General features: G+C 40.0%; 24 protein-coding genes. 11 read left to right on the top strand and 13 right to left on the bottom strand.

Features of this window, described 5'->3' with window-relative positions:
* Positions 1–48: 48 nt before the first annotated feature.
* Positions 49–1,251, top strand: coding sequence for a M23 family metallopeptidase (locus LBYS_RS00255; RefSeq protein ID WP_013406903.1), 1,203 nt, complete (start codon positions 49–51; stop codon positions 1,249–1,251).
* Positions 1,248–1,967 (top strand): bacillithiol biosynthesis deacetylase BshB1, encoded by a 720-nt coding sequence (bshB1, locus tag LBYS_RS00250; RefSeq protein ID WP_013406902.1) that lies wholly within the window; start codon positions 1,248–1,250, stop codon positions 1,965–1,967. The genes LBYS_RS00255 and bshB1 overlap by 4 nt, the downstream gene beginning before the upstream one ends.
* Here bshB1 and LBYS_RS00245 read toward each other — a convergent pair.
* Positions 1,947–2,681 carry a glycosyltransferase family 2 protein gene (locus LBYS_RS00245; protein WP_013406901.1) on the bottom strand — a complete coding sequence of 245 codons (735 nt, stop codon included), beginning with the start codon at positions 2,679–2,681 and terminating at the stop codon, positions 1,947–1,949. The two genes, bshB1 and LBYS_RS00245, sit on opposite strands and share 21 nt — an antisense overlap.
* A gap of 111 nt (positions 2,682–2,792) precedes the next feature.
* Between LBYS_RS00245 and LBYS_RS00240 the strand changes: the two genes are divergently transcribed.
* Positions 2,793–5,222 (top strand): YfhO family protein, encoded by a 2,430-nt coding sequence (locus LBYS_RS00240; RefSeq protein WP_013406900.1) that lies wholly within the window; start codon positions 2,793–2,795, stop codon positions 5,220–5,222.
* 7 nt (positions 5,223–5,229) lie between these two features.
* Here the strand turns inward: LBYS_RS00240 and LBYS_RS00235 are convergent, their stop codons facing one another.
* Both LBYS_RS00235 and LBYS_RS00230 read right to left on the bottom strand, forming a co-directional pair.
* On the bottom strand, positions 5,230–6,297 hold the full coding sequence (locus tag LBYS_RS00235; RefSeq protein ID WP_013406899.1) for a Gfo/Idh/MocA family protein: 1,068 nt from the start codon (positions 6,295–6,297) through the stop codon (positions 5,230–5,232).
* A 174-nt stretch (positions 6,298–6,471) separates the two neighbouring features.
* The gene (locus LBYS_RS00230) at positions 6,472–7,131 is read right to left on the bottom strand and encodes an NUDIX hydrolase (RefSeq protein WP_013406898.1); all 660 of its coding nucleotides are present in this window, start codon (positions 7,129–7,131) and stop codon (positions 6,472–6,474) included.
* A gap of 115 nt (positions 7,132–7,246) precedes the next feature.
* On the opposite strand from LBYS_RS00230, the gene LBYS_RS00225 reads away from it, so the two are divergent.
* Genes LBYS_RS00225 through LBYS_RS00215 form a run of 3 tightly spaced genes read left to right on the top strand, consistent with a single transcriptional unit; the run spans position 7,247 to position 10,285 of the window.
* A complete protein-coding gene (locus tag LBYS_RS00225; protein ID WP_013406897.1) occupies positions 7,247–8,533 on the top strand; it encodes a hemolysin family protein in 1,287 nt (428 codons plus the stop codon).
* The gene (pyrE, locus tag LBYS_RS00220) at positions 8,530–9,153 is read left to right on the top strand and encodes an orotate phosphoribosyltransferase (protein ID WP_013406896.1); all 624 of its coding nucleotides are present in this window, start codon (positions 8,530–8,532) and stop codon (positions 9,151–9,153) included. The genes LBYS_RS00225 and pyrE overlap by 4 nt, the downstream gene beginning before the upstream one ends.
* 7 nt (positions 9,154–9,160) lie before the next feature.
* Positions 9,161–10,285, top strand: a complete 1,125-nt coding sequence (locus LBYS_RS00215; RefSeq protein WP_013406895.1) for a hypothetical protein — start codon at positions 9,161–9,163, stop codon at positions 10,283–10,285.
* On the opposite strand, the gene LBYS_RS00210 is transcribed toward LBYS_RS00215, so the two are convergent.
* The gene (locus LBYS_RS00210) at positions 10,263–11,450 is read right to left on the bottom strand and encodes an AGE family epimerase/isomerase (RefSeq protein WP_013406894.1); all 1,188 of its coding nucleotides are present in this window, start codon (positions 11,448–11,450) and stop codon (positions 10,263–10,265) included. The two genes, LBYS_RS00215 and LBYS_RS00210, sit on opposite strands and share 23 nt — an antisense overlap.
* On the bottom strand, positions 11,447–12,316 hold the full coding sequence (gene cysM, locus LBYS_RS00205; protein WP_013406893.1) for a cysteine synthase CysM: 870 nt from the start codon (positions 12,314–12,316) through the stop codon (positions 11,447–11,449). The genes LBYS_RS00210 and cysM overlap by 4 nt, the downstream gene beginning before the upstream one ends.
* A 102-nt stretch (positions 12,317–12,418) precedes the next feature.
* Between cysM and LBYS_RS00200 the strand changes: the two genes are divergently transcribed.
* From LBYS_RS00200 to LBYS_RS00190, 3 genes are read left to right on the top strand one after another with little or no spacing between them, the layout of a single operon-like run.
* Positions 12,419–12,967, top strand: a complete 549-nt coding sequence (locus tag LBYS_RS00200; protein WP_013406892.1) for an RNA polymerase sigma factor — start codon at positions 12,419–12,421, stop codon at positions 12,965–12,967.
* Entirely contained in the window at positions 12,964–13,440 is a 477-nt protein-coding gene (locus LBYS_RS18055) for a hypothetical protein (protein WP_013406891.1), read from the top strand. The genes LBYS_RS00200 and LBYS_RS18055 overlap by 4 nt, the downstream gene beginning before the upstream one ends.
* On the top strand, positions 13,437–14,438 hold the full coding sequence (locus LBYS_RS00190) for a hypothetical protein (protein ID WP_013406890.1): 1,002 nt from the start codon (positions 13,437–13,439) through the stop codon (positions 14,436–14,438). Before LBYS_RS18055 ends, LBYS_RS00190 begins: the two co-directional genes overlap by 4 nt.
* 7 nt (positions 14,439–14,445) lie before the next feature.
* On the opposite strand, the gene hisB is transcribed toward LBYS_RS00190, so the two are convergent.
* On the bottom strand, positions 14,446–15,570 hold the full coding sequence (hisB, locus tag LBYS_RS00185) for a bifunctional histidinol-phosphatase/imidazoleglycerol-phosphate dehydratase HisB (protein ID WP_013406889.1): 1,125 nt from the start codon (positions 15,568–15,570) through the stop codon (positions 14,446–14,448).
* Positions 15,571–15,619: 49 nt separating this feature from the next.
* Here hisB and LBYS_RS00180 point away from each other — a divergent pair, with 49 nt between their 5' ends.
* Positions 15,620–16,300 (top strand): DUF4488 domain-containing protein, encoded by a 681-nt coding sequence (locus tag LBYS_RS00180; protein ID WP_013406888.1) that lies wholly within the window; start codon positions 15,620–15,622, stop codon positions 16,298–16,300.
* A gap of 6 nt (positions 16,301–16,306) precedes the next feature.
* On the opposite strand, the gene LBYS_RS18050 is transcribed toward LBYS_RS00180, so the two are convergent.
* The 7 genes from LBYS_RS18050 to LBYS_RS00145 form a co-directional block, all read right to left on the bottom strand.
* Entirely contained in the window at positions 16,307–16,810 is a 504-nt protein-coding gene (locus LBYS_RS18050) for a hypothetical protein (RefSeq protein ID WP_049781276.1), read from the bottom strand.
* Position 16,811: 1 nt separating this feature from the next.
* On the bottom strand, positions 16,812–17,246 hold the full coding sequence (locus LBYS_RS00170) for a hypothetical protein (RefSeq protein ID WP_148225727.1): 435 nt from the start codon (positions 17,244–17,246) through the stop codon (positions 16,812–16,814).
* A gap of 92 nt (positions 17,247–17,338) precedes the next feature.
* Positions 17,339–19,849, bottom strand: a complete 2,511-nt coding sequence (locus LBYS_RS00165) for a carboxypeptidase-like regulatory domain-containing protein (protein ID WP_013406885.1) — start codon at positions 19,847–19,849, stop codon at positions 17,339–17,341.
* A 35-nt stretch (positions 19,850–19,884) separates the two neighbouring features.
* Positions 19,885–20,604: a COG1470 family protein gene (locus LBYS_RS00160; RefSeq protein WP_013406884.1), complete on the bottom strand. Its 720-nt coding sequence runs from the start codon at positions 20,602–20,604 to the stop codon at positions 19,885–19,887.
* An 11-nt stretch (positions 20,605–20,615) separates the two neighbouring features.
* Positions 20,616–21,161, bottom strand: coding sequence for a hypothetical protein (locus LBYS_RS00155; RefSeq protein WP_013406883.1), 546 nt, complete (start codon positions 21,159–21,161; stop codon positions 20,616–20,618).
* 134 nt (positions 21,162–21,295) lie between these two features.
* Entirely contained in the window at positions 21,296–21,661 is a 366-nt protein-coding gene (locus LBYS_RS00150) for a CoA-binding protein (RefSeq protein ID WP_013406882.1), read from the bottom strand.
* 1 nt (position 21,662) lies between these two features.
* A complete protein-coding gene (locus tag LBYS_RS00145; protein ID WP_013406881.1) occupies positions 21,663–22,817 on the bottom strand; it encodes a M28 family peptidase in 1,155 nt (384 codons plus the stop codon).
* A 64-nt stretch (positions 22,818–22,881) separates the two neighbouring features.
* Here LBYS_RS00145 and LBYS_RS00140 point away from each other — a divergent pair, with 64 nt between their 5' ends.
* Positions 22,882–23,211: a YbaB/EbfC family nucleoid-associated protein gene (locus LBYS_RS00140; RefSeq protein WP_013406880.1), complete on the top strand. Its 330-nt coding sequence runs from the start codon at positions 22,882–22,884 to the stop codon at positions 23,209–23,211.
* The last annotated feature ends 1 nt before the right edge of the window (position 23,212 follow it).

Below are 23,212 nucleotides of genomic sequence, written 5' to 3'. Positions count from 1 at the left end.
TGACAATAATCCAGGGAATTGTCAGGTTAAAATAGAAAGAACCTGATCATGAATTTTAAAAAATATTTATTCTTCGTTTTCGTCCTCTTGGCCCTACCGGCCCTTGCACAAAAGAAGGAAAAAGGTAAGATAGTTAACGCTCCGAAGATTCCTCAAAACACGAAGAACACCAAAAAAGAAACGCCTAAGAAAGATGAGTTCGACTTCATTTTTGAAGATGAGCCAAAGCTTCGTTTCTCTAACCAATACGAGGGTTCAAATACCAATAAAGCTGCAACCCCCGCTCCGGCAGGAAACTACAAGGAAGGAATCAAAATTGAACCTTTAAGAGATCTATCTACTACGGTACATGAAGATACTTCTTCTATTGATGAAGGGGAACTACTTATAGTGGAAATTGAAGAAGATGCACAGTTCGGAGGAAGTGAATCTATGGTGAACATTGCCAGCTACTACTCCGTTTGGGATACAAAAAGTTTAAATCCCTACGGAATCAGTCCAAAGGACTTCAGTGAAGTAGTGAATATTACCTTATTCAATGAAAAAGAAGGTAGAAACTGGGCTAAGATGCTGGATAAGTTCAGATTGAGCTCACACTTTGGATGGAGAAATAGAAGATGGCATAAAGGAACAGATTTAGCACTTGATACGGGTGATAAAGTATATGCTGCATTTGATGGTATAGTAAGGATAGCTGGCTGGTACAATGGCTACGGAAGAACCGTTATGGTACGCCATTACAATGGATTGGAAACCTTATACGGACACTTATCAAAAATCACCTACGAGCCAAACACCCTAGTTAAAGCGGGAGATGTGATAGGGTTAGGTGGTAGTACAGGTAGGAGTTCAGGCCCTCACCTTCATTACGAAACCAGATATGAGGGGAATCAGTTTGACTCAGAGAACATATACGACTATACCAATAACGAGATCAAGATCAGGACTCAAGAATTTACCGTCTCGTCCAGATTATATGATTACCTAAGAGGAAAACCCTCCGTTCCTGCAGGATACAGAAATGGTTCAGTACCTACAGGGGAAGCCCTAGATGAGACTTCAGATCTAGATGAATTTGAAGAAGAAATACCTGTCAAAGTGGAGACAAAAGCATGGTATTCCGTAAGAAAAGGAGACACTTTGTATTCCATAGCTAGAAAATTCAATATGACGGCTCAACAGTTAGCCAAATTGAATAAGATCCCTCTAAATAAAAAGATATACCCCGGACTAAGACTAAGAGTAAGATGATAGACCTACTTGTTTTTGCGGCGCATCCTGATGATGCAGAACTAGGATGTGCAGGTACAATTGCAAAAGAAACTGCTAAAGGTAAGAAAGTAGTTATCGTAGACCTTACTCAAGGAGAATTAGGCACAAGAGGTAGTGGACCTTTACGCTTACAAGAAGCACAAGCCGCAGCCAAAGTCTTACATCTTTATGCCCGGGAAAACATGGGTTTTAGGGACGGTTTCTTCAGGAATGATGAAGAACACCAGTTGGCTTTGATCAGCGTAATCCGAAAATATCGACCTCAGATGGTCTTGATGAATGCCCCAGAGGACAGGCATCCAGATCATGGCAGAGCATCTGATCTCTGCACTCAAGCCTGTTTTTTGTCTGGCTTAAGAAGAATTGAGACCAAAGACGAAAACGGCCAGATCCAGGAACCTTGGCGACCTAAAAACGCCTTCCATTATATACAGGACAGATTCCTATTCCCAGACGTAGTAGTGGATGTCTCGGATTTTTGGGAGATCAAAAAACAAAGCATCATGGCCTTTAGAAGCCAGTTCTTTGATCCCACCTCCACTGAACCGAACTCGTATATTTCATCTCCGGAATTCTTAGAATTCATCAACAGCCGAGGAAGTGAATACGGTCACCAGATAGGTGTTAAATATGGGGAAGGTTTTATTCGTTCCAAAATGCTGGGCGTAGACAGTCTATTTGATTTTATCTCCTAATGCTCTGAAGAGTATGAATGCATGATTCCAAAGATTTGGAAGCCATCCAAAATGCTTTCTTAAAACCTTGTATCTATCTGCAAGGGATCTTCTATGTTGTTTCTGAGAAATTCCACCTAAAAGATACTTAGAAAGTATGCCCGGATAAAGGCTAATTTTCTCTGCCCTTTTAAGACAAATGATCTCCCAATCTATGTCAGCACTTAGATTTTCTATGTCATAGGTTGGACAGATAGCTTTATTTACCACAAAAGACTGATGACAGATCAGCATCCCGTACTTAAATTTACTCCAGTGCATCACCTCCGGTAGACGGTGAGGTGTAACTTGAGAACGTAGACCTAAACTCTGGCCCTGTTCGTCCACCATGATGGTGTCAGAATAGATGACATCCGCCCCCTCTGACATCAACATTTTCAGTTTGTATACCGCTTCCGCTTCTGCAATCTGATCTCCGGCATTCATAAACCAGACGTACGGCCCCTTAGCCATGTGTAATCCTTTGTTCATGGCATCGTATAGCCCTTTATCCGGTTCAGATACGAGTACGTTCACTCTATCTCTATACTTATTCGCCAAGGCTAGTGTACCGTCCTTAGATCCCCCATCAATTATCAAGTATTCAAAATCTTGATCTGTCTGAGCCAATATACTCTGAATAGTCCTTTCCAGATAGGGTTCGGCATTAAATGTGATGGTAATGATGGATAGCATACAATGGAAAATTACCGAAAATTACACATTAAAAAGGGACAGATCTGTGTAGGGTGGTAAATTATTCTTCTCCTTAACTTATCTTTGAGCCAATTTACCGGAAAATCAACTATGAACGTAAAAAAGTATTTACCTTATTTCCTGGCCATACTATTCTTCCTTGTATTGACCTTTTTGTATTTCAGCCCAGTACTCAGCGGCAAAACTGTGATCATGCACGATGATCTAATGAGTGCGGGAAATGCCAAGGAGGCCATGGATTTCTACAAAAAAACCGGAGAGTACACATGGTGGACGAATTCCGTGTTTGGAGGTATGCCGGCCAATATGATTTGGGGTTCCTACCCTTTCAGTTTAAGTAGTAAGTTAGGCTCTTGGATATATGCCTTTTTACCTGCTCCGGTAAGTGTAATCTTTTTATTGATGGCCGGATTCTTTGTATTCATGGTGAGCTTTAGAAAATCCATCTGGGTAGCCGTCATAGCCTCTGTGGCATATGCCTTTGGAACCTATAATCTCCTATATACTGAAGCGGGTCACCTGTCAAAAATCTTAGCTTTAGCTTATGCACCCGGCATTTTAGGGGGCTTTGCCTTGATATTTAGAGGAAAATACGGCCTAGGAACATTTGTTACGGCTCTATTCCTTTCTATGGAAATCTATGCTAACCACCTGCAGATTACCTACTATTTTATATTTATACTTTTCGCATACTTCCTATATGAAATCATAAAATTATGGAAGGCCGGAGAGAAAAAAAGTTTAGGGAAGGTGGTTAGTTGCCTAGCAGTAGCCGTCTTGATCGGAGTGGGAATGCACACTATGCGCCTTTGGAACAATATGGTATATTCGAAAGAGTCTACCAGAGGAGTATCTGAATTAAAGAACAGTACAGTAGGAAATAGTGGACTGACAAAGGAATATGCCTTTGGTTGGAGTTATGGCATAGATGAAACCTTGACCTTGATTGTACCGAATATCATGGGAGGGGGTTCCATGGGTGCTTTGTCTACGAAGTCTGAAACATACAAGACCCTAACTTCTAATGGTGTAGATCCCAATATGGCTGGTCAATTTGTGCAACAATTGCCCTTATACTTCGGCAACCAAAGTATCACCAGCGGACCTGCCTACTCAGGAATTATCATAGTCTTCCTATTCTTATTGGGACTTTTCCTTTTACCCGGAAAGTTTAAATGGGTTCAATTAGGTCTCACACTTTTCTTTATAGTTCTAGCCTGGGGTAGTAATTTTGCCTCCTTTAATAACTTCCTATTTGATACCCTTCCGGGATACAATAAGTTTAGGGCAGTAACCATGACCTTAGTGATAGTTCACTTCTTGTTAGTATGGGGAGCAGCAAACACCATTTCATACCTACTTGATCAAGGTGGAAACACCTGGGAAGGAATTAAAAAACCTGTGACCTATTCAGCTGGTATACTTATCGTTTTAATGCTTGTAGGTTATTTTAGTATGGATTTTGTAGGTCCCAGAGATGCGGAATTCAAATCCAGTATAGCCCAAAGCACAGGCCCGGATTTTGCCAATAAACTAGCTTTTGCTCTTCAAGCAGACAGAAAAGACATGGCTTGGAGTGATATCATTAGAGGAGCTGTCTTACTTGTCTTGCTAAGTGCTAGTGTTTGGGCTTTTTACAAAGGCAAACTTCAAAAAAGAGTGTTCCTATATGCCATATTCTTACTTTGTGCCTATGATTTAATAGGAGTAGGTAAAAGGTATTTTAATAACAATGATTTCACTGCAGAGAAGCACGAAGCCCAATCCTTCACTCCTACTGCGGCTGACTTAGAGATCTTGAAGGATACGGATCCTAACTTCAAAGTCTTGAATGTCACTACTTCCTTCACTTCTGACTCCAGAGATTCTTACTTCCATAAGTCTTTAGGTGGATACCATGGAGCAAAGTTGAAGAAAACTCAGGAACTTTTCGACCATCAATTTGTAACTGAAGAGGGACAGTTGAACAAAGCGGTAATTGACATGTTAAACACCAAATACCTTATAGTAAATGGTCCAAATGGCCCTATGGCACAAAGAAATCCGGATGCTTTAGGAAACGCTTGGTTTGTGGACTCACTGAAAGTAGTACCTGATGCAGATGCGGAATTAGCTACACTGGGAAACTTTAACCCAAAAACTACGGCAGTTACTCAACAGAATCAAGGTTTGGTCACTAAAGTATACTCTAATGATAGTACGGCAAAATTGACTTTGGCGGAATATGCTCCTAACCGATTAGTATATACCTCAGACAACGCCAGCAATGGTTTTGCGGTCTTCTCAGAAATCTATTATAGAGGTAATCAAGACTGGATCAGCTACGTAGATGGTAAAGAAACTCCACATCAAAAAGTAAATTACTTACTAAGAGGAATGGAAATCCCTGCGGGAAAACATGAGATAGTTTTTGAATTTAAACCTGCAGCAGTAGAAAAAGGAAAATATGTAGATCTACTAGCCTCTATAGCCTTAGTGATGTTAGGCGTAGGAGCAGTATATAAAAGTAAGAGGTCTTAATGACCTCTTACAATCTTACTACTTCACCGGTCTTAACAGATTCGTCACAAGCAAATGCTACCTTTAGACTATACACTGCATCATTCCAGTGGTCTGTTAGATCTAAATCTTTCTGAATAGCTTTAAGGAAATATTCTTGTTCACGCTTGCAAAGCTCATTGTGATCCGGCTCGTCACTCAGGTCAATCCATCTATCTTCTTCTACAAAAGCGTTTTTCTCATCTATTTTTGCCGAATGAACCTTAAGGGATTCTGCCTTACTGTGGGCATCCACATTATCTGAGTGTCCCTCAGATCCTGCATTTCTACCTGCAATGGAAACGCAACCTTTTGGTCCGATTACATCCTTCACAAAATAAGCGGTTTCACTCATCATAGGACCCCATCCGGCTTCGTACCAACCTACAGATCCATCTTCGAAGCGAATTTGCAACTGACCATAATTATAATTTCCTTCCGGAATATCATCTGTAAGTCGGGCACCTATAGCACTTACCCATACCGGCTTCGACCGAGTCATTTGACACATCACGTCAATGTAATGCACACCACAATCCACTATCGGACTTAGGCTCTTCATCAAATTACGGTGAACATCCCACATGTACCCATGGCTTTGCTGGTTCAGGTTCATGCGCATAACCAGTGGTTTCCCTAAACCTTGAGCTACTTCAATAAATTTGATCCAAGATGGATGAACACGCAGAATATAACCCACCACTAGCTTTTTATTTACCCTAGCGGCTGTGGCAGCTACCCTTTCTGCTCCCTCTACCGTATCTGCAATAGGTTTTTCTAAGAAAACATGACACCCGGCCTCTAAGGCAGCAATGGCATATTCCTCATGCGTGTCCGGATAGGTTGAGATACAAACCGCATCCGGTTGGGTCACCTTTAAAGCTTCAAAATAATCATTGAAGAGTGGATACCCTCCTCCTAATTTATCATTTAAGGCTTCTTTACTTTTACCTGTAGAAACTAATCCACAGATTTTAAATGCATCTAAATTATGGTATGCTAGAGCATGTGAAACACCCATGTTTCCACAGCCTACCACTAAAACTTTTATTTTCACGTTTGAAATTGATTGCTTAGATCAAATATATAAAAAAAGAGCGAATATCCATCCGCCCAAGTTCTTAAAGTAATCGTTATAGAGTATGTAGCTAAGTTGTGTAAATTGCCAACGGGAACGGCATCATAGTAAGTGTGTATTAAATTTATGACGCCTAAAATTCAAAAAGGTCACTTATTCACTCCAATTTTTTCTATATGCTTCCAAAACATAAGAAATGGATTTATAAGAATTTTTCTCTGCTTCTATGACCTCATCATCTGTCATCCACACTAACTCCTCTATACCTTCTTCCTTCTGAGGCTTCATTTTTGAATCAGAAACTAAACCCATTCTGTACCATTTGGTTCTTTTAAGGTGTAGTCTGCCTTTGGCCATATATGTATGCCAGGTAGTGACCAGTCGCCCATCAGAAAATACCGTCACATTACATTCCTCTTCCACCTCCCTTAGAGCGGTGATTTCTGATTTTTCTCCTTTCTCAGCTTTACCTTTCGGCAGGTCCCATAAGCCTAATCTCTTCATCATTAAAATCTTACCATCTTTGTTCTTCACTACCCCTCCTGCAGCTTTGACAAAAGATACATGACTTTTGATGTACTGTTTAAAATCAGAAACGTCCTTCACTACGAAAGCTATTTCCTCCAAACCGTCCAAGGCTTTAGAGGTTAGATATTCAATAAGAAGTAAGATTCTTTTGTATTTAACTCCAAAAAATATAGGTTTACCTTTTAGCTCCTCAAGTTTTTCGAAATCGGATTTCCATTCTGTAAAGGCAAAATCCTCAGGCTGGTCCAGGATGTGGACAGGGATATTATTGACAAAAATTACCATGATGCAAAGTTACACAGGGATTAATTTTATATCCCCCAAATCTCATATGAAATATTTTTTTTGTTACTTTGCATTTAAATCAAGTTTAGGTAAGTAGGTACTTATCTTTTTCTAAATGGAAATATTTATAATTCTGTTCCTGATCCTTCTGAATGGAATATTTTCGATGTCTGAGATTGCCTTAGTCTCTTCACGAAAAACCAAACTCGAAATAGCTGCTAAAAATGGAAAAAAGAGTGCTGCTGAGGCACTGGAATTAGCCAGTTCACCAGGTCGTTTCTTATCAACTGTACAAATAGGCATTACTTTAATAGGTATTCTAACCGGTATTTACTCCGGTGATACTTTCAAAGGGTATATTGCGCCTTTACTGGTCGATATAGGAGTGCCTATTAATTATTCAGATAATGTAGCGGTGGCTTTAATCACCATGGTAGTCACTTTCCTGACATTAATCTTTGGTGAATTAGTGCCAAAGAGGATAGGCATGGCCATTCCGGAAGAAATTGCCACGGTAGTGGTTCGTCCTATGAACATACTATCAAAGATAGCTTCCCCTTTTATCTGGTGTTTAAGCAAATCTTCTGACCTGATCTTTAAGGTTATTGGTTTGAAAGAACATGATAATTCCGTTACAGAAGAAGAGATAAAAACCATGGTTCAGGAAGGAGCATCAGGTGGCACTATAGAGGAAATCGAACATGAAATCGTTCAAAATGTATTCCAATTAGGAGACCGCAAGATCACCTCTCTGATGACCAGTGTGAATGATATTTCCTACCTAGATCTTGATGATAGCCCAGAGGAGAATAGAGAGAAGATCATAGAAAAGAAGCATTCCATCTACCCGGTATGCAAGGATGGGATCAACGACATCAGAGGGCTACTATATATCAAGGATCTCTTGGGGAAGTCTTTGGATGATGAGCTTCAAAACCTGGAGCCTATCTTACGTCCAGCTTTATACATAGCTGAGAATAACCACGCTTATCAAGTTCTGGAAAAGTTCCAGGAAGAGAGAATTCACTTCGGAGTGATTGTAGATGAATACGGTTCAGTAGTAGGTATAGTTACTATGAATGACATCTTAGATGCTTTGGTAGGTGATATTTCTGAGACCAATGAATTCCAATACGAGATTGTAGAAAGAGAAGACGGTAGTTTCTTAATAGATGCAGCCCTTCCTTTTGATGATTTCCTTTCTGAATTTGATATAGAATTACCAAACCGTAAGGAATATAGCGGTTTTGACACCATGGGAGGCTTCGCCCTACATATACTTAAAGAGATCCCTACAGAAGGAGAAAGATTCTATTGGGAAGATTTTGTCTTTGAGATTATGGACATGGACAAGAATAGAGTGGATAAGATTTTAGTGAGTAAAAAACCTTCAGAAGAATGAACACCGCAAGGAAAATAGCTTCCTTTTTGTTAGAAACCCAAGCCGTTAAGTTAAGTCCTCAGAAACCGTTTAAATGGAGCTCTGGTTGGAATTCTCCTATCTATTGTGACAACCGCATCACTTTGTCACACACAGAAGCTAGAACCTTCATCAAAAAAGCTTTGGCTAAAGCTATAAAGAAGCATTTTCCTGAAGCCACTATGATAGCCGGTGTAGCCACAGCGGGTATAGCTCAAGGAGCACTGGTGGCAGATTATTTACAAATGCCATTTGCCTATGTTCGTCCTAAGCCAAAGGACCATGGCATGGGAAATCAGATTGAAGGGAGAATACCTGAAGGTAGTAAAGTGGTAGTTTTGGAAGACTTGATCTCTACTGGAGGTAGCTCCATAAAAGCTGCAGAAGCTTTACAAGCACAAGGGGTAGAAGTTTTAGGCATGGCAGCCATCTTTACTTATGGTTTTAAAACTGCTGATAAAAACTTCGAAGTGAAAAACCTTAAGCTAGTAACCTTGAGTAATTATTCCTACTTGATTGACGAAGCCCTAAAACAGAACTACATCAGCGCTGAAGATATAGACCTCCTGAAAAAATGGAGGCGACAACCCGATAAATTCTAAAACTACTATGTGGAAAACCATCATCTTCCTCACTGCTTTTACCATTTGGGGCTGCGCGAGCGTACAGAAAGAACTCAATAGAGGAAATTATAGCAATGCAGTAAACCTGGCCTTATCTAAATTAAAAGGTAAAAAGAAGTCAGAAAAGGACATCATTGGTCTTAGAGATGCCTATCAATACTATATTGCAGAGCAACTACGCAAAGTAGAGCAACTGAAACTACAGTCGAATAAGGACAGCCAAATCCTATCCATCTATGAAGCTGCTGATAATATCAATTCCTCCATCAAACCTCTTCTACCTTTGCAGGATCAGAACGGTTTTGTCACTGACATTCCCCTGATTGATGTTAAAGCTGAGGTAGCGAAATACAAAAGCAGGGTAGCGGATCAACTATACTTTAATGCTATAGGAAACCTTGAAAAAGGTGGTAAAATGGAAGCCAGAAAGGCCTATGATCAGTTCCAGCAAATGATCAATCTTACAGGTGCTACCTCACACCTTCAAAGTCTGAGAGATGAGGCGAAGAAGAAAGGCACTACGTATATCCTGGCCTTAGGAGAGATTGATTCCAAAATCAGTGTTAGCAAAGCCGTAAAAGAGCGCTTTATGTCTCTTTCCTCATCTACACTTTCAAAAAACTGGCAAAGGGTTGATATCACTGCGGACAAGCGCACACCCTATGATTATGAACTAATTTTCGTACTTGAAGATTTTGTCCTTTCTCCCGAAAAAGAGAGCAGCAGAGAGTACATAGATAAGAAAGAGATTGAGGAAAGTGCAGGAACTTCTTCAAGAGATAATGAGAAGATCAAAAGGAAAATAGAGGTCAGTGCTCAAGTAGTAGAGCTGTATCAATTTAAAGAAGCTCAGGTAAAAGGGAAGGTTATCTTATATGATGTAGTAAAAAAGAAGAACATTTACTCCGAACCTGTTACTGCGGCACAAGTCTTTGAAAACTATGCTTCTACCTTTAAAGGCGATAAGCGAGCTCTTTCAGATGTAAGCCTTAAAAGAATTGGAGGGAAGCCTATCGCTTTCCCATCCAATGATAAAATCTTAGGTGATGCCGTAGCTACGCTGAAGAAAAATATGGAGCAGCAAGCCCTTAAGGCTTATTCGAACTTGTAAGATACCAATCTTTGTAGCGTTTCAAAGCTTCAAGAAAATAGTAATCAGCGTAGATCAAGGGTACATCCACTTCAGAATTTAGGGGCAAAGCCCCTACACTATGAAGTAGTATGAAACCTCCGTTTTCATTAGGCTTAGATCTATATTTTTCAGAAGATAAGCTAATTAACATCTTCTTAGATGCCTCCACGTATTTGTTTCTTTCCTTAACCGGACTAAATTGTCCTAGTTCCAGAAGTGCTGAGGCTATGATGGCACCAGCTGAAGCATCCCTAGGACACTTGGGCTGATAAGGAGCATCAAAATCCCAATACGGTATGCCATCTTCCGGTAGATTGGGATGATCCAAGATAAATCCTGCGATACCCTGTGCTTGTTGCAAATACTCGGGGTTCTTCGTCATGCGGTATAACATAGTATATCCATATAAGGCCCAGGCTTGCCCTCTGGACCAAGCGGAGGTATTAGCAGCTCCCTGCCAAGTGGTTTTTCTTAGTGGCTTACCCGTTGCCAGATCGTAATCGATAACATGATATGAACTAAAGTCAGGTCTAAAATGCTCCTTCAATGCCGTATTAGCATGGGTTATAGCTATGTCTTTATACTTCTGGTCACCTCCCTGATCAGAGGTCCAGATCAACATCTCCAGATTCATGAGATTATCAATGATCACAGGACATTCGAAATAGGCGTTCTTATTCCAGGATTGAATGGACTTAATGGAGGGTCTGTATCTACTAGCCAAAGCTGCGGAGCCATTGAAGATGGCTTCTTTATATTCTGCCTTTCCCGTAAGTCTAAAAGCATTCCCAAAGCTACAATATACCATAAAACCTAGATCATGATTATCTGTGAAATGCTGATTAGGTAGAATGACTTGTAAGGCCCTTTCGGCCTCCTTTTTGATTTCAGAATTCCCAGTTTGTTCCCAGATGTACCAAAGTATACCCGGGTAAAAACCACTACACCACCATTTGATATCCCTGGCGTCAAACTTACCATTTGCATAAGATTGAGGCATCTTATTAGGAGTTGGATTTTCAGTCATCATGTACAGGTATTGCTTTTCTGCAAAAGCAAAGTTCTCCTGTATCAGGTTTTCCATAACCTTCTGCGCACTCAAAGAGTGACATCCCAAAATCAAAAAGACGAGAAACTTTTTCATAGGCCGAATAAACCGCTGCTGAGGTAACGATCTCCCCTATCGCAGCAAATAAATACTATTAATCCACTGTTCAATTCCTTGGCCAATTCGTAGGCTACATGCGCCTGGCCTCCTGAGCTTACTCCTACAAAGATGCCCTCTTCCCTGGCTAAAGCCACCGCTTTATTCTCTGCATCTTCTTGGGAAACATCTACCACCCTATCCACTCTCTTAGGGTCAAAGATCTTTGGTAAATATTCTATTGGCCATCTTCTGATTCCCGGTATTGAAGAGTTTTCGGTAGGTTGGCAACCTACAATCTGCACCTCACTCTTTTGCTCCTTCAAGTACATAGAGGTACCCATAATGGTACCGGTAGTTCCCATGGAAGCTACGAAATGCGTAATCTTCCCTTCAGTATCTCTCCAGATTTCAGGCCCTGTACTTTTGTAGTGAGCTAGGTAATTATCCGGGTTTGCAAACTGGTTAAATTGAAAATAACCCTCCTGTTTACCTTTCTCATCGGCATAATCCCTGCAAGCTTCAATACTATCCAATAGGGTCACTTTTGCCCCAAATGCTTCCATAGTAACTACCCTTTCCCGAGTAGAATTCTCAGGCATCACCAGTTCTATGGGCAGGCGGTATTGAGAAGCCAACATGGCCAGTGCTATTCCTGTATTTCCGCTTGTCGCTTCAATCAATTGAGAGCCTTCTTTGATTTCCCCTCTCTCCATGGCTGAACGGATCATGTTCAATGCCGCTCTGTCTTTGACACTACCTCCGGGATTATTCCCTTCCAGTTTCCCGAAAATCTTCACATTTGGATTAGGAGACTTTACTTCAACAAGAGGTGTGTTTCCTATAAGCTCTACTAAACTTGGCACGATATAAAAAGTTGGTTTTAGACAAAGTACATGAAAAAAAATTAAAAGTAGGTGCAACTTCTCACCAAAATTCGTGTCTTTACATTGAAACCTTAGTAGAGCTTGCGATTCTTTAGTACAAAAGACGATACAACACGCCTGGTGGAACTGTGCCGTAATGGCAACAGTAGGGCACAGTATGAGCTGTACCAAAGGTATTCCAAGGCAATGTTTAATACAGCGCTAAGAATTGTAGGTAACAGAGAGGAAGCGGAAGATGTCTTACAGGACTCATTTTTGGATGGCTTTTTAAAGATTGAAAATTTCAGAGGAGAATCCACATTTGGGGCATGGTTAAAATCTATCGTAGTTAATAAGAGCATTGCCCGATTAAGAAATCAGAGAATTCATTGGGAGGATCTTGACGGAAAAGAGAATTTTGAAGAAGGTGAGGATGTAGATTTTGAAGAAACGGAAGAAACCATTGAGCGAATAAAGGTAATACTCACAGAGTTACCCTCCGGTTATAGAGTAGTGTTAAACCTTTACCTGTTTGAAGGGTATGATCACCGGGAAATTGGGAACATACTGGGGATTTCAGAGGTCACATCGAGATCCCAATTTATAAGAGCGAAACAAAAATTAGTGGAACTATATAAAAAAAGAAGATGAAACTGGAAGAATTGATCCAAAAGAACGTGGGGGCCTTCGATGAAGAGGTACCAGCAGGAGCCTGGATGAAGATTCAGACCCGGTTACCGAGGAGAATGAAGTTCCCCATCATGCGGTATGCCGCCTTGTTACTGGTCTGTATGGGAATGGCTTATTACCTAGGTAAGACCAAGGCCCAATCAGAGATTAGAGACTTAGAGAAATACGATGCGAAATTAGTTACGTACGCCAGTAAGGTCCAGGAAAAGAAGTCCAAATTAGAACAATTGGTCAGTTCTCAACCTGACTTGGGAGAAACATTTAATAAAGACCTTACTGAACTACAAAACGATTTTAACGCTTTAAAAGCAGAATTAACGACTAACCCGAATACTGAAACAATCATCTCTGCAATGATTCAAAATCTAGAATGGCAAATAGAGCTATTGAATCAACAGACGCAAATTGCAGAGAAAAAAGTCTATATGTTATGAAAAAGTGGCTTACCGTTCTATGCATGGGGATTGTCTTCAGCCTATCTGCGGAAGATAAAACCTGGGTGGAAAAGACCAAGACGCTGGTCTTCACATATGACTCTAAGGATGTAGACAGAATTGACGTTACTAATAAGTTCGGAAACGTGAAAGTAGTGCATTGGAACAAGAATTCTGTAAAAGTAAATGTTAATATCAGGGCTAATGCAGTATCAAATACCTTGACCGAGAAATACTTGGACAATATACAAATCAAAAAAGAAGTTAAGAACAAGGTTTTGATTCTACAAACCCACATGTCTGAATTCGCTCAGAACCTAGATAAGAAGAATAGCTACTGCACGGTAGATTATCTGATATACATGCCGGAAAATACGCAATTAAGGATCGAGAATTTCTTTGGGGATATCAGTCTACCGGAATCCTTCGCACCTTTGACGATAAGCTTACAGCATGGGAAGCTTGATGTCCCTGTGGTAAACAATGCCGAATCTCAATTAAACATCAAATTTGGTAAAGCGGTTATCAGCGAGTTAGTGGGAGCAAGTATTAACTCTGCTAACTCTACTGTGGACATACAGTTGCTGAAAGATGCTGACATTAAATTCGAAAGGGGTGTGTTAACAGCACAAGATGTAGAAAATATCAAGGGCCAGATTAAATATGCTAAATCCTATTTCAATAACCTAAACCAAATGATTGAACTGGATGTGGCGTATACTACAGATTTGAGGCTAGGCAACTTGAACAAGAATCTAAAACAATTAAAGATCAATACTACTTATTCAGATATACAGTTAGCGGACTTTAATGGGCTATTAAACGTTATTACTACCAATGGTCAAGTGTACTTGGGACAAGGGGTACAAGCTAAGAAATTGACTTCAACTCCTTCTCCGGCGAAGAACGTGCAAGTCTACAAGGCACTTATAGGTAAAGAATCTGACAAGGTGGTCATCATCAATGCCAACCATTCTAATGTAAAGGTGAAAAACTAAAAGGGGGTTATAAAACCCCCTTTGTACTTGGTAATCTATCTATTTCCTTAATATCTCTTTTGACTGCCATCTTTATGGCCTTTGCCCATGCCTTGAAGATGGATTCAATCTTGTGATGTTCGTTTTCACCTTCAACTTTGATATTCAAATTACACTTAGAAGTATCTGAGAAGGATTTAAAGAAATGCATAAACATCTCCGTGGGCATCTCTCCTATCTTTTCTCTCTTAAATTCCGCATCCCATACTAACCAAGGCCTACCGGAAAAATCTATAGCCACTTGAGCAAGACATTCATCCATTGGCAATAAGAAGCCATACCTACTTATTCCTCTTTTATCTCCCAATGCATTCAAATAGGCTTCACCTAATGCTAAGGCAGTATCTTCAATGGTATGATGCTCATCAATGTGCAAATCTCCATTAACTGAAATATAAAGGTCAGCTCCAGAATGTCTAGCCAATTGATCCAACATATGATCAAAGAAACCTATTCCCGTATGAATATCTGATTTCCCCTGCCCATCCAAGTTCAATTTGATGTGTATATCCGTCTCTTTAGTAGTTCTACGGACCTCTGCTGTTCTTTCCGGCATTTTTAGGAAGGCATAGATCTCATCCCAATCATCCGTCACTAAAGCTATAGCATTTTTGATCTCATCGCTGACATCTTCCTGCAGGGATTTACCTATAAAAATGGCCTTTGCACCCAGGTTGATGGCCAATTGAACATCCGTGAGCCGATCTCCAAGTACAAAAGAACCGGGCAGATCATATTCTGGATTATTGATGTATTTCCCTAACAAGCCTGTACCCGGTTTGCGTGTGGGTGCATTTTCATGAGGAAAGGTCTTATCTATAAAAACCTCATGAAAGTGAACATTTTCGTTCTCCAGAGTACGCATCATCTTAAGGTGTGCAGGCCAAAAAGTATCTTCTGGAAATGAGGAAGTTCCCAAACCGTCCTGGTTGGTCACCATGGCCAGTTCAAATTGGTTTTCTTCCGAAATCTTTCTTAAATTTGATATAGCTTTAGGTAAAAATTCTAATTTCTCGAGGGAGTCAACCTGAAAATCTACAGGTGGTTCAATGATGATAGTTCCGTCTCTATCGATAAATAATACTTTTGGCATGCCTAATGATTTGATGAACAAAGTTAGTCCAAAATAATAAGATATACTTATGAAAATGTTTCTTTCCCTACTATTGAGTTTAAGCTGTGTACTTGGATATGCACAAGGAATCAGCGGCGCCTGGCACGCTATAGATAATGGTGTAACTACTCAGATTCTAGCTACTGAGCAGTATATATCGGTGACGGAATATACTCCCACTTCATTTAATAAGACCTGGGGTGGAAAGTATGAAGTTCAGAAAGGTGGTAGTATACAAATAAAATTGGAGTTCCATTCTGAAAGTCCTTCATTGGTGGGTACTGAACAGACATACAACATAAAGACCAAAAAGAAATCCTTAGAATTCAATAATAAGAATTTTCAAAGGTTGTCGCCAGATAGAAAGGATGCCTTAAGCGGACTGTGGGTTATAACCGGTAGAGCAAATCCAGAAGGAAACATTTCTAAAATGACACCTGGAGCCAGAAGAACTTATAAAATGATGGTGGAAGGGCATTTTCAATGGTTAGCCATCAATATTCAGAGCGGCGAATTCTCTGGTACAGGTGGGGGGAAATACAGTTTAAAAGACGGAAAATACATAGAGAAAATAGAATTCTTTTCAAGGGATAATTCTCGTGTAGGTGCAGAATTAGATTTTAATGCTGAGGTGAACGATAAGGAGTGGATCCATTCCGGTAAGAGTTCCAAAGGTGACCCCATTAAGGAAGTTTGGACGAAACAGTAAATCTACTTATTTGGAAACGGTATAAGTTACGGTCACAGTATAAGTGCCTGTGGGCTGTGTAACAGACAGTCCTTCCAGTTTGTATTGGATGGGGATGTTTTGGAATAAAGTTGTTCCTACACTTACTGCTAATGTAATGTTTATATAAAACAGTGCTTGCACAAAATTTGTCAATTCTAAGTAGCTTAAACCATCACTGTAATTCCCAACGTTTAATCCTAAAAATGAAGATATTATAGTCCCATCAGCTGTCCGTCTCGCATATAATTTCACCCCACTAGGAAGAGCTCCTGTCATAGACACAGAAAATGTATACTTTGCTCCAATAGTCAGAATTGAATTATCGGAACCAGATAATATTACAGCATTTGTTGAACTTTCGTAGGAATTCAGATAATTTGAGCCTGGAACTGTTGGCTTAGCTATGGTTATATTCCAATTTCCACTTATGTTCAAAGTTTGAGCTTGAAGCCCTAAGCTCAAAAATAAAAGCCCAAGTAATATTTTCATTTTATAGGTCAGATAAGGTGTAAACAACATGTATATCAGTATTCCCTGCAATTAATCCTGAAAATTGCTGAATGCTTGCTGTGTATTTTAGCTGAAATCCATTGCCAGGGCCTACTCCTGTATAAGCCCCACCTATTCCGGAAATAATAGCTTTAGGTAAATTTCCAATTTCTACTGTTCCATTTGAAGTTCCACGAGAACCTCCTCCACTCCCAAATGGGCCAGTCACTTCTAACATAAGCTTATATTTTGAAGGAATGCTTGCAGATGAGTTAACATAGATGATCCTACTTCCGGTAGCCAAAGCGGAAGTGAAATTTAGCCAATTTTGAGTGTTAGTCCCTGGTGCCACAATATTTAAACCTGCATTATTTGGCACCTGAAATTTCATTTCAATATTACTGGAGGAGGAACTTACTATTGACAATATTGCCACAGACTGCAGAGTAAAACTCACAGAATGACTATTTGAATTAGTCTGAGCAAATGAACTCAACGTAAAAAGAGAAAATATGACCAACCACCATCTCATCTTTTGATCTGTAAAGGAGAACTTTGAAATTGAATAGTCCTCTGTTTGGTTTTTACTTGTAAGGGTATCTGAACCTCATCGCCTTCTTCTAATTGTACGGTCACGGGGTCTGGCAATTGATAATTTTCAAGTTGTAGATATACCGTATAATCCCCTTTTTTCAATCCTGAAAAACTAAAGCTACCGTCTGGTTTTGTTAGTAAAGTACTGACTTCCCCTTGATGTTCTAAATACACCCATACTCTTCGTAGACCCTCCGGATAACTTACTTTTCCACGGATAACTGCCCCTTTGAATACGGGTATAATATAATTATTTTTTGATTTTGAGGCCACATTGACGTTTAATTTCTCCGGATGATTAATGCCGGTTTGTGTACTTTTTACCAGCAGTTCATACTCTCCTGCTTTAACTTTTCCAAAATCAAATTTGCCGCTAGCATCTGTCATGAATCGTCTGTCTCCCAAGTACAGCAATACTCCATTTACGGGCACTCCCTTCCCTTGTACCTGTCCTGAAACCCTTCCCATGGGTGGGCGCTTTTTGGTAGGCATCCCGATCTTATACGAGTAAGAGAGGTTGAAAAATAGACTCTCTACCCCCTTTCCGTCCGGAGTAGGGAAATAAGATTTACCACCTTGTACACTGAAAGTATGATTAGACCAATTTGTGCTTGCCAATACTTGCAATAAAGACTGTTGTTTAAAAATCTCATCTTGTGCCAAGCTGCTTCTGTAATTAATATAAAACTGCCACTTCCTGTTGGGAAAATACTGTACACTTCCACCCCAGAAATACAGGTTTTCTTTTTGATCTGTAAAGCGCTTCGTGTTCTGATATTCACCAAGAACCCCCAGCCAAAAACCGGGGAATAATTGTACAGAAGGTTGCAGATTCAAGACGCTCAGGTTTTCATAATTTTGATCATCCAGTAATAGATTGAGTGTAGAGCCTTGTCGGCCAAGAGCACTAAGCCTAAACTTCCTTCCATTGTACTGATAATTTAGACCCAGGAATCTTTCTTTATAGTGATAAGGGGACAAGGTATCACTCCTTTCGCCTTGTTGGAAGTACAGATATAAGTTTTGTTTAGAATTTAAAAATGCACTGACATACCCTGTCCAGTATTGATGTTTTGGAGAAATATAGAATTGGTGAATATCAGGCTGGGCATTCAGGAGCGAGTAATAGTGCTGAACACCTATTTGGTAGCCTTTGTAAATCTTATAAGATAATTGGGCATTACTAAGTTTGGAATGGTTATAAAAACCATAAAAATGCTGATCTGAGTATATACCTTGGTAGTGTAGATCCCATTTTTGAACAGAAAGACTTAATCTAGAATGCAAACCTAATCCTAGGCCTCTTACAGAATTTGAAACGGCTACATCCTGCTCAAGTTCAATAAACTTAAAATTAAAATTAATATTCCCTGAAGCTATGTTCACGTCATTCCATCCCTCTTTAAAGGCCATAGACTTATTGTAGGATAGAAATGAAAAAGCGGTGTTATTCTTCCTCCATGCCCATTCAGCACCCCAAGAGTTCTTTTGGTTAGAAAAAAATCTTGGCTGATGATAGAATATCTTGAATTGAGAAGCTCCGGTTTTGGCCCATATTTGGGCACCTCTGCCAAATCTTCCTAATTCTAATAAAGGAGAAAAGCTTAGACTGAAATCCCCCAGTTCTGCCCCCCACCTTTTGTTGTATGAATATCCCAGATAATATTGATCATAAAATCCGAACATCGGGAAATTTAGTCGGTTAGGACCACGTAGGTTAATATCAAAACTGTGAACTCCCATATTCCCTGATCCTACTGCAAAAAATTGATAGCTAGATCCTCCCGGAATACTCCCTAACCATCTCAGTCCTACTTCTAAAGGCCAAGAATCTTCCTTATTGAGGATCGGTGGTTTAGATAGGAATACGGACATATTCTTGTAGTATCTTTCGTACTTTCCATCCAGCAAAACTTCCATTTGATGCAAATAGCTTTCTACCCCTGAGGGAACGATCTCTTTCCAGGATAACATCCGGCTTTGTCCCGGTAGTAGAAGAAGGCTATCTCCCGGACCTGCACAAGAAGAGTAGAAGATCACCTCTGGGGTATTGCCTTTGTTTTCTATGAAATAACTTACACTTAATGAATCGTTTTCTCTGGCAATATCCGGCAAATCTATCTGCGCTATCTCAATTTTTGAAAAGGCTTGCACCTCAAGCTGTAAAGAATCAGCTGCTGATAGATCAGATAATTGATAGCGTAGCGTATATTTTCCTGCAGAAATTTGTGCATCTGTGCTGAGGGTAAAAAATCTAGTATATCCCTCCTTATTCTCCATCAAAAAGGAGTTTATCTGCTTCCAACCTTCAGGTAGAAGAAGTGCACCATTTTTAGAGGTACCTTTTACCTGAACTGTTAATGTAAAACTCTCACCTGGTTTTACAAGGCTTGCCGGAGATTGCATAATTATCTCCGGCAGAAAGGCGCCTAAAAAAACATCCATAAGAGCGTCATAAAAAGTTTTAGTAGCAGGAATGGCTATAATTCAAGTAATAGGTGAGATCCGTACAGGTCTTTACCATTATCAGCCACCAGCACACCTGCATATTTGCCTGCAGGAATATCATCGACAGGAATGGTGAAAGTGGTACAATATCCTGGATAAATCCTTCTATTGTTACCTTCAAAGACCTTTACTATTTTCCCTTCTTCGGTAAGCACTTCAAGTTTTAAGTTGACGAAGGTCATATAGGAACCATGATTTTTCAAAGTGACCGAAATGGTTTCTTTGCTGTTCAATTTGACCTCATGAAATCCCACTTCCGGTGCTTGATAAGCACCCGCATGTAATACGATTTGAATGGCATATCTGACCTTAGAATTGATCTGAACGCCACCTTGATGATCTGTAGCTATAGGATCCTCTGCCTCAACCATGACCACCTGCCACTGAGAAGTCTCCCTCTCCTTGAACGGGACTAAGGAGTATTTGACCTCTACTTCTTCCCCTGCTCCTAGCTCTATAAAGTCTTTGTCTAAAAAAATCCACTGCTGTCCGGAAGGTTCCTGATACACTACACTTCCATCGCAATTTGGGACTAAGTCCTGAAGGTAAAGTGATACTCGCTCCGTCTTAGTTCCCTCGTTCTTTACTTTAATACTTCCGGTAAGTTGTGCATTTTGATGTTCGTGACTAAGACCATTTACTACAGAAATGCCCCCTTTGCAAGTAAAACTTGCAAAGAGGATAATGCACATTAAATACTTCATTAGTCGCCTGAAAGAGTATACTTGATAGTAGCTACCTTATTCCCACTAACTAAGGTTCCAAAGGTACTAGAAGGCAAATCAACAACATAAGTCAATTGATGCCCATTACCGGATCCTGTACCGGTGTAAGCGCTACCCACGTCTTGAATTATGATCTGCTCTGTATCGCTAAGAGTAACCTCTGAAGTAGGTGTACCTTTTTCTCCGGCACCTGTGGCAGTAGCCGCACCGGCAGTAACTTTGATTTGTACTCCGGTTAAGCTACCCGTCATGGAAACGGTGATATTCCGCTTGGTGGCGCTTGCTAGCACAGAAGTGTAATTCAAATACACGGAATTGAGAACCGCAGCGGGGTCTAGTACCAATGCCAAACCCGGATCTGTAGGGGCATTGAAGCTAACTGACAAATTCTTTCCAGAACTAGGCTCTAAATCTAAAAGAGCCACCGAAGGCACAGTGATAGTTAAGGTATGCTGATCCGTATTAGACTGAGCAAAAGCTCCAGCAGAAATCAACGCGAAAAAGAGGAAAAATTTAGTTCTCATACGAGTAAATAATAAATTGGTTTTAAGAATAGGGATACTAGTTGCCTGTAACCTTTTTTAAGGATCACCCCGCAATATATTACTACTTTTCTAATATGCAAGTAATTTAATAACTATTTTTAACTACCTTTTATTCAAAATTGACCAGTTGCTAACAAAACTAAGGTACAAGCCTCAAGAGTTTGAATCCCGTTTTTCTCCAGAAGTAGCTTTAAAGAAGGATTTTCCGTTCCCGGATTAAATATTACTCTTTGCGGATGCAGTGCAACCAAGTAATCAAAATATTCTATTTGACGCTCTGAATTTATATACAGTGTAACAGTGTGAAAATCTGCAGAAAGTTCTTCTGTAGATTGTTTGATTGTGTGTCCGGCAACTTCACCCGACTGCTTACCTAATAATTCCACCTCGTGCTTATGCTCCAGAAGTTTATGTGTGGCCATATTCGAGTAGCGGGTAGGATTTGTACTGGCTCCTATCACCAATGTTTTCTTTGACATGCTATAATGTAATTTCCTTACTAATCTTTTCTCCTTTTCTGTCCAATACTACTTGCACCCTTTGGCCCTTCTCTAAGCGTCCCAAAACATCTACATAAGTGTTTATATCTTGTAATTCAGTATCATCAAGCTTCAGAAGTACGTCCCCAGCTTTTATACCTGCCTGAGAAGCAGGTTTGCCCTGTGATACCAACTCAATCTTTAAGCCCGTGCCATTATATTCATAATTAGGCAAGACACCTAAAGAAACTTTAAATTGAGTCCTTCCCGTAGGCGCAGGTTCACGGGTTTTCTTAAAATCTATTTTTGGAAGTTCGTCTAAATGAGACATCAATTGAATCACATAATTACTGATCAATTTTATACCTCTAAAATTCAACTTGTCCGTATCGTCACTCGGCTTGTGATAATCTTCATGAGCACCCGTAAATAAGAACAAGACAGGAATACCTTTATGGTAGAAGGAAGTATGATCACTTGGGCCCACACCACTGGAATCTATCTGAAAGTTAAGCTCCATACACATGCCCAGTTCCGGCCCCCATTTCTCCAAAACGGTACTGGTCCCTACCCCTCCAATAGTTAGACCCTTGTCTTCTCTATATCTACCTATCATGTCTAGGTTAATCATCAAATTGATATTTTCTGGAGACAATCGATCAGCTAAATGCTTTGAACCCAATAAACCCCATTCTTCTCCTGAAAAGGCTACAAATAGGTAATTGTAATTTTCAACTGCCTTATTAGTGCTATAGTATCTGGCTAGTTCTAACATAGCGGCTACTCCAGAGGCATTATCATCAGCACCATTATAAACTTGGCCCTTCTTAGTACCTAAATGGTCATAATGAGCTCCGATGATCACGGTATGCTCCTTGCCATTATCTAAGTAACCCAGGATGTTATTGGTCTTTATATCCTTACCCCTTTGAATCACAAAGGAGTCTTTGTATGATGGATATGGCTTTAATCCTATTTTTTTGAATTGCGAAACAATGTATTCCGAAGCACGTTTGTCGCCTTTTGTTCCCGGTGCCCTTCCTTCTAACTTATCTGATGCTAAAAATTCTACATGCTTTACTAACCTGGCCTCCTCTATGATTTGAGCCTTTGCAAAAAATGGAATCAGGAGGAACAATAAGATAATGCGGAACATTCGTTTATTACTTTTTTGTTATTTAGAAGTATCTTTATACAAATTTACTCAAAATTAGAGCACTATGTTTGACATGATGAATAAAATGCGTGATATGCAAAACAAGATGCAGGAAGCGCAGGAGAAATTGGGAGAAATCACAGCAGAAGGAGAATCCGGAGGTGGAATGGTAAAAGCAAAGGTGAACGGAAAAAAAGAACTGCTCAGCGTAGTGCTTGAACCGGAATTACTAAAACCTGAGGATGCCAAGATCACTCAAGACCTGATCGTAGCTGCTGTAAATAATGCCCTCAGAAATGTTGAAGAGGAGGCAAAAGCAGAAATGGCCAAGGTGACTGATGGACTTTTGCCTAAAATTCCCGGTTTTGACCTAGACAGCTTGTTTAAGAAGTAAG

The sequence above is a fragment of the Leadbetterella byssophila DSM 17132 genome (assembly GCF_000166395.1).
Classification (GTDB): Bacteria; Bacteroidota; Bacteroidia; order Cytophagales; family Spirosomataceae; genus Leadbetterella; species Leadbetterella byssophila.
This window is presented reverse-complemented; position numbering and strand designations above follow the sequence as displayed.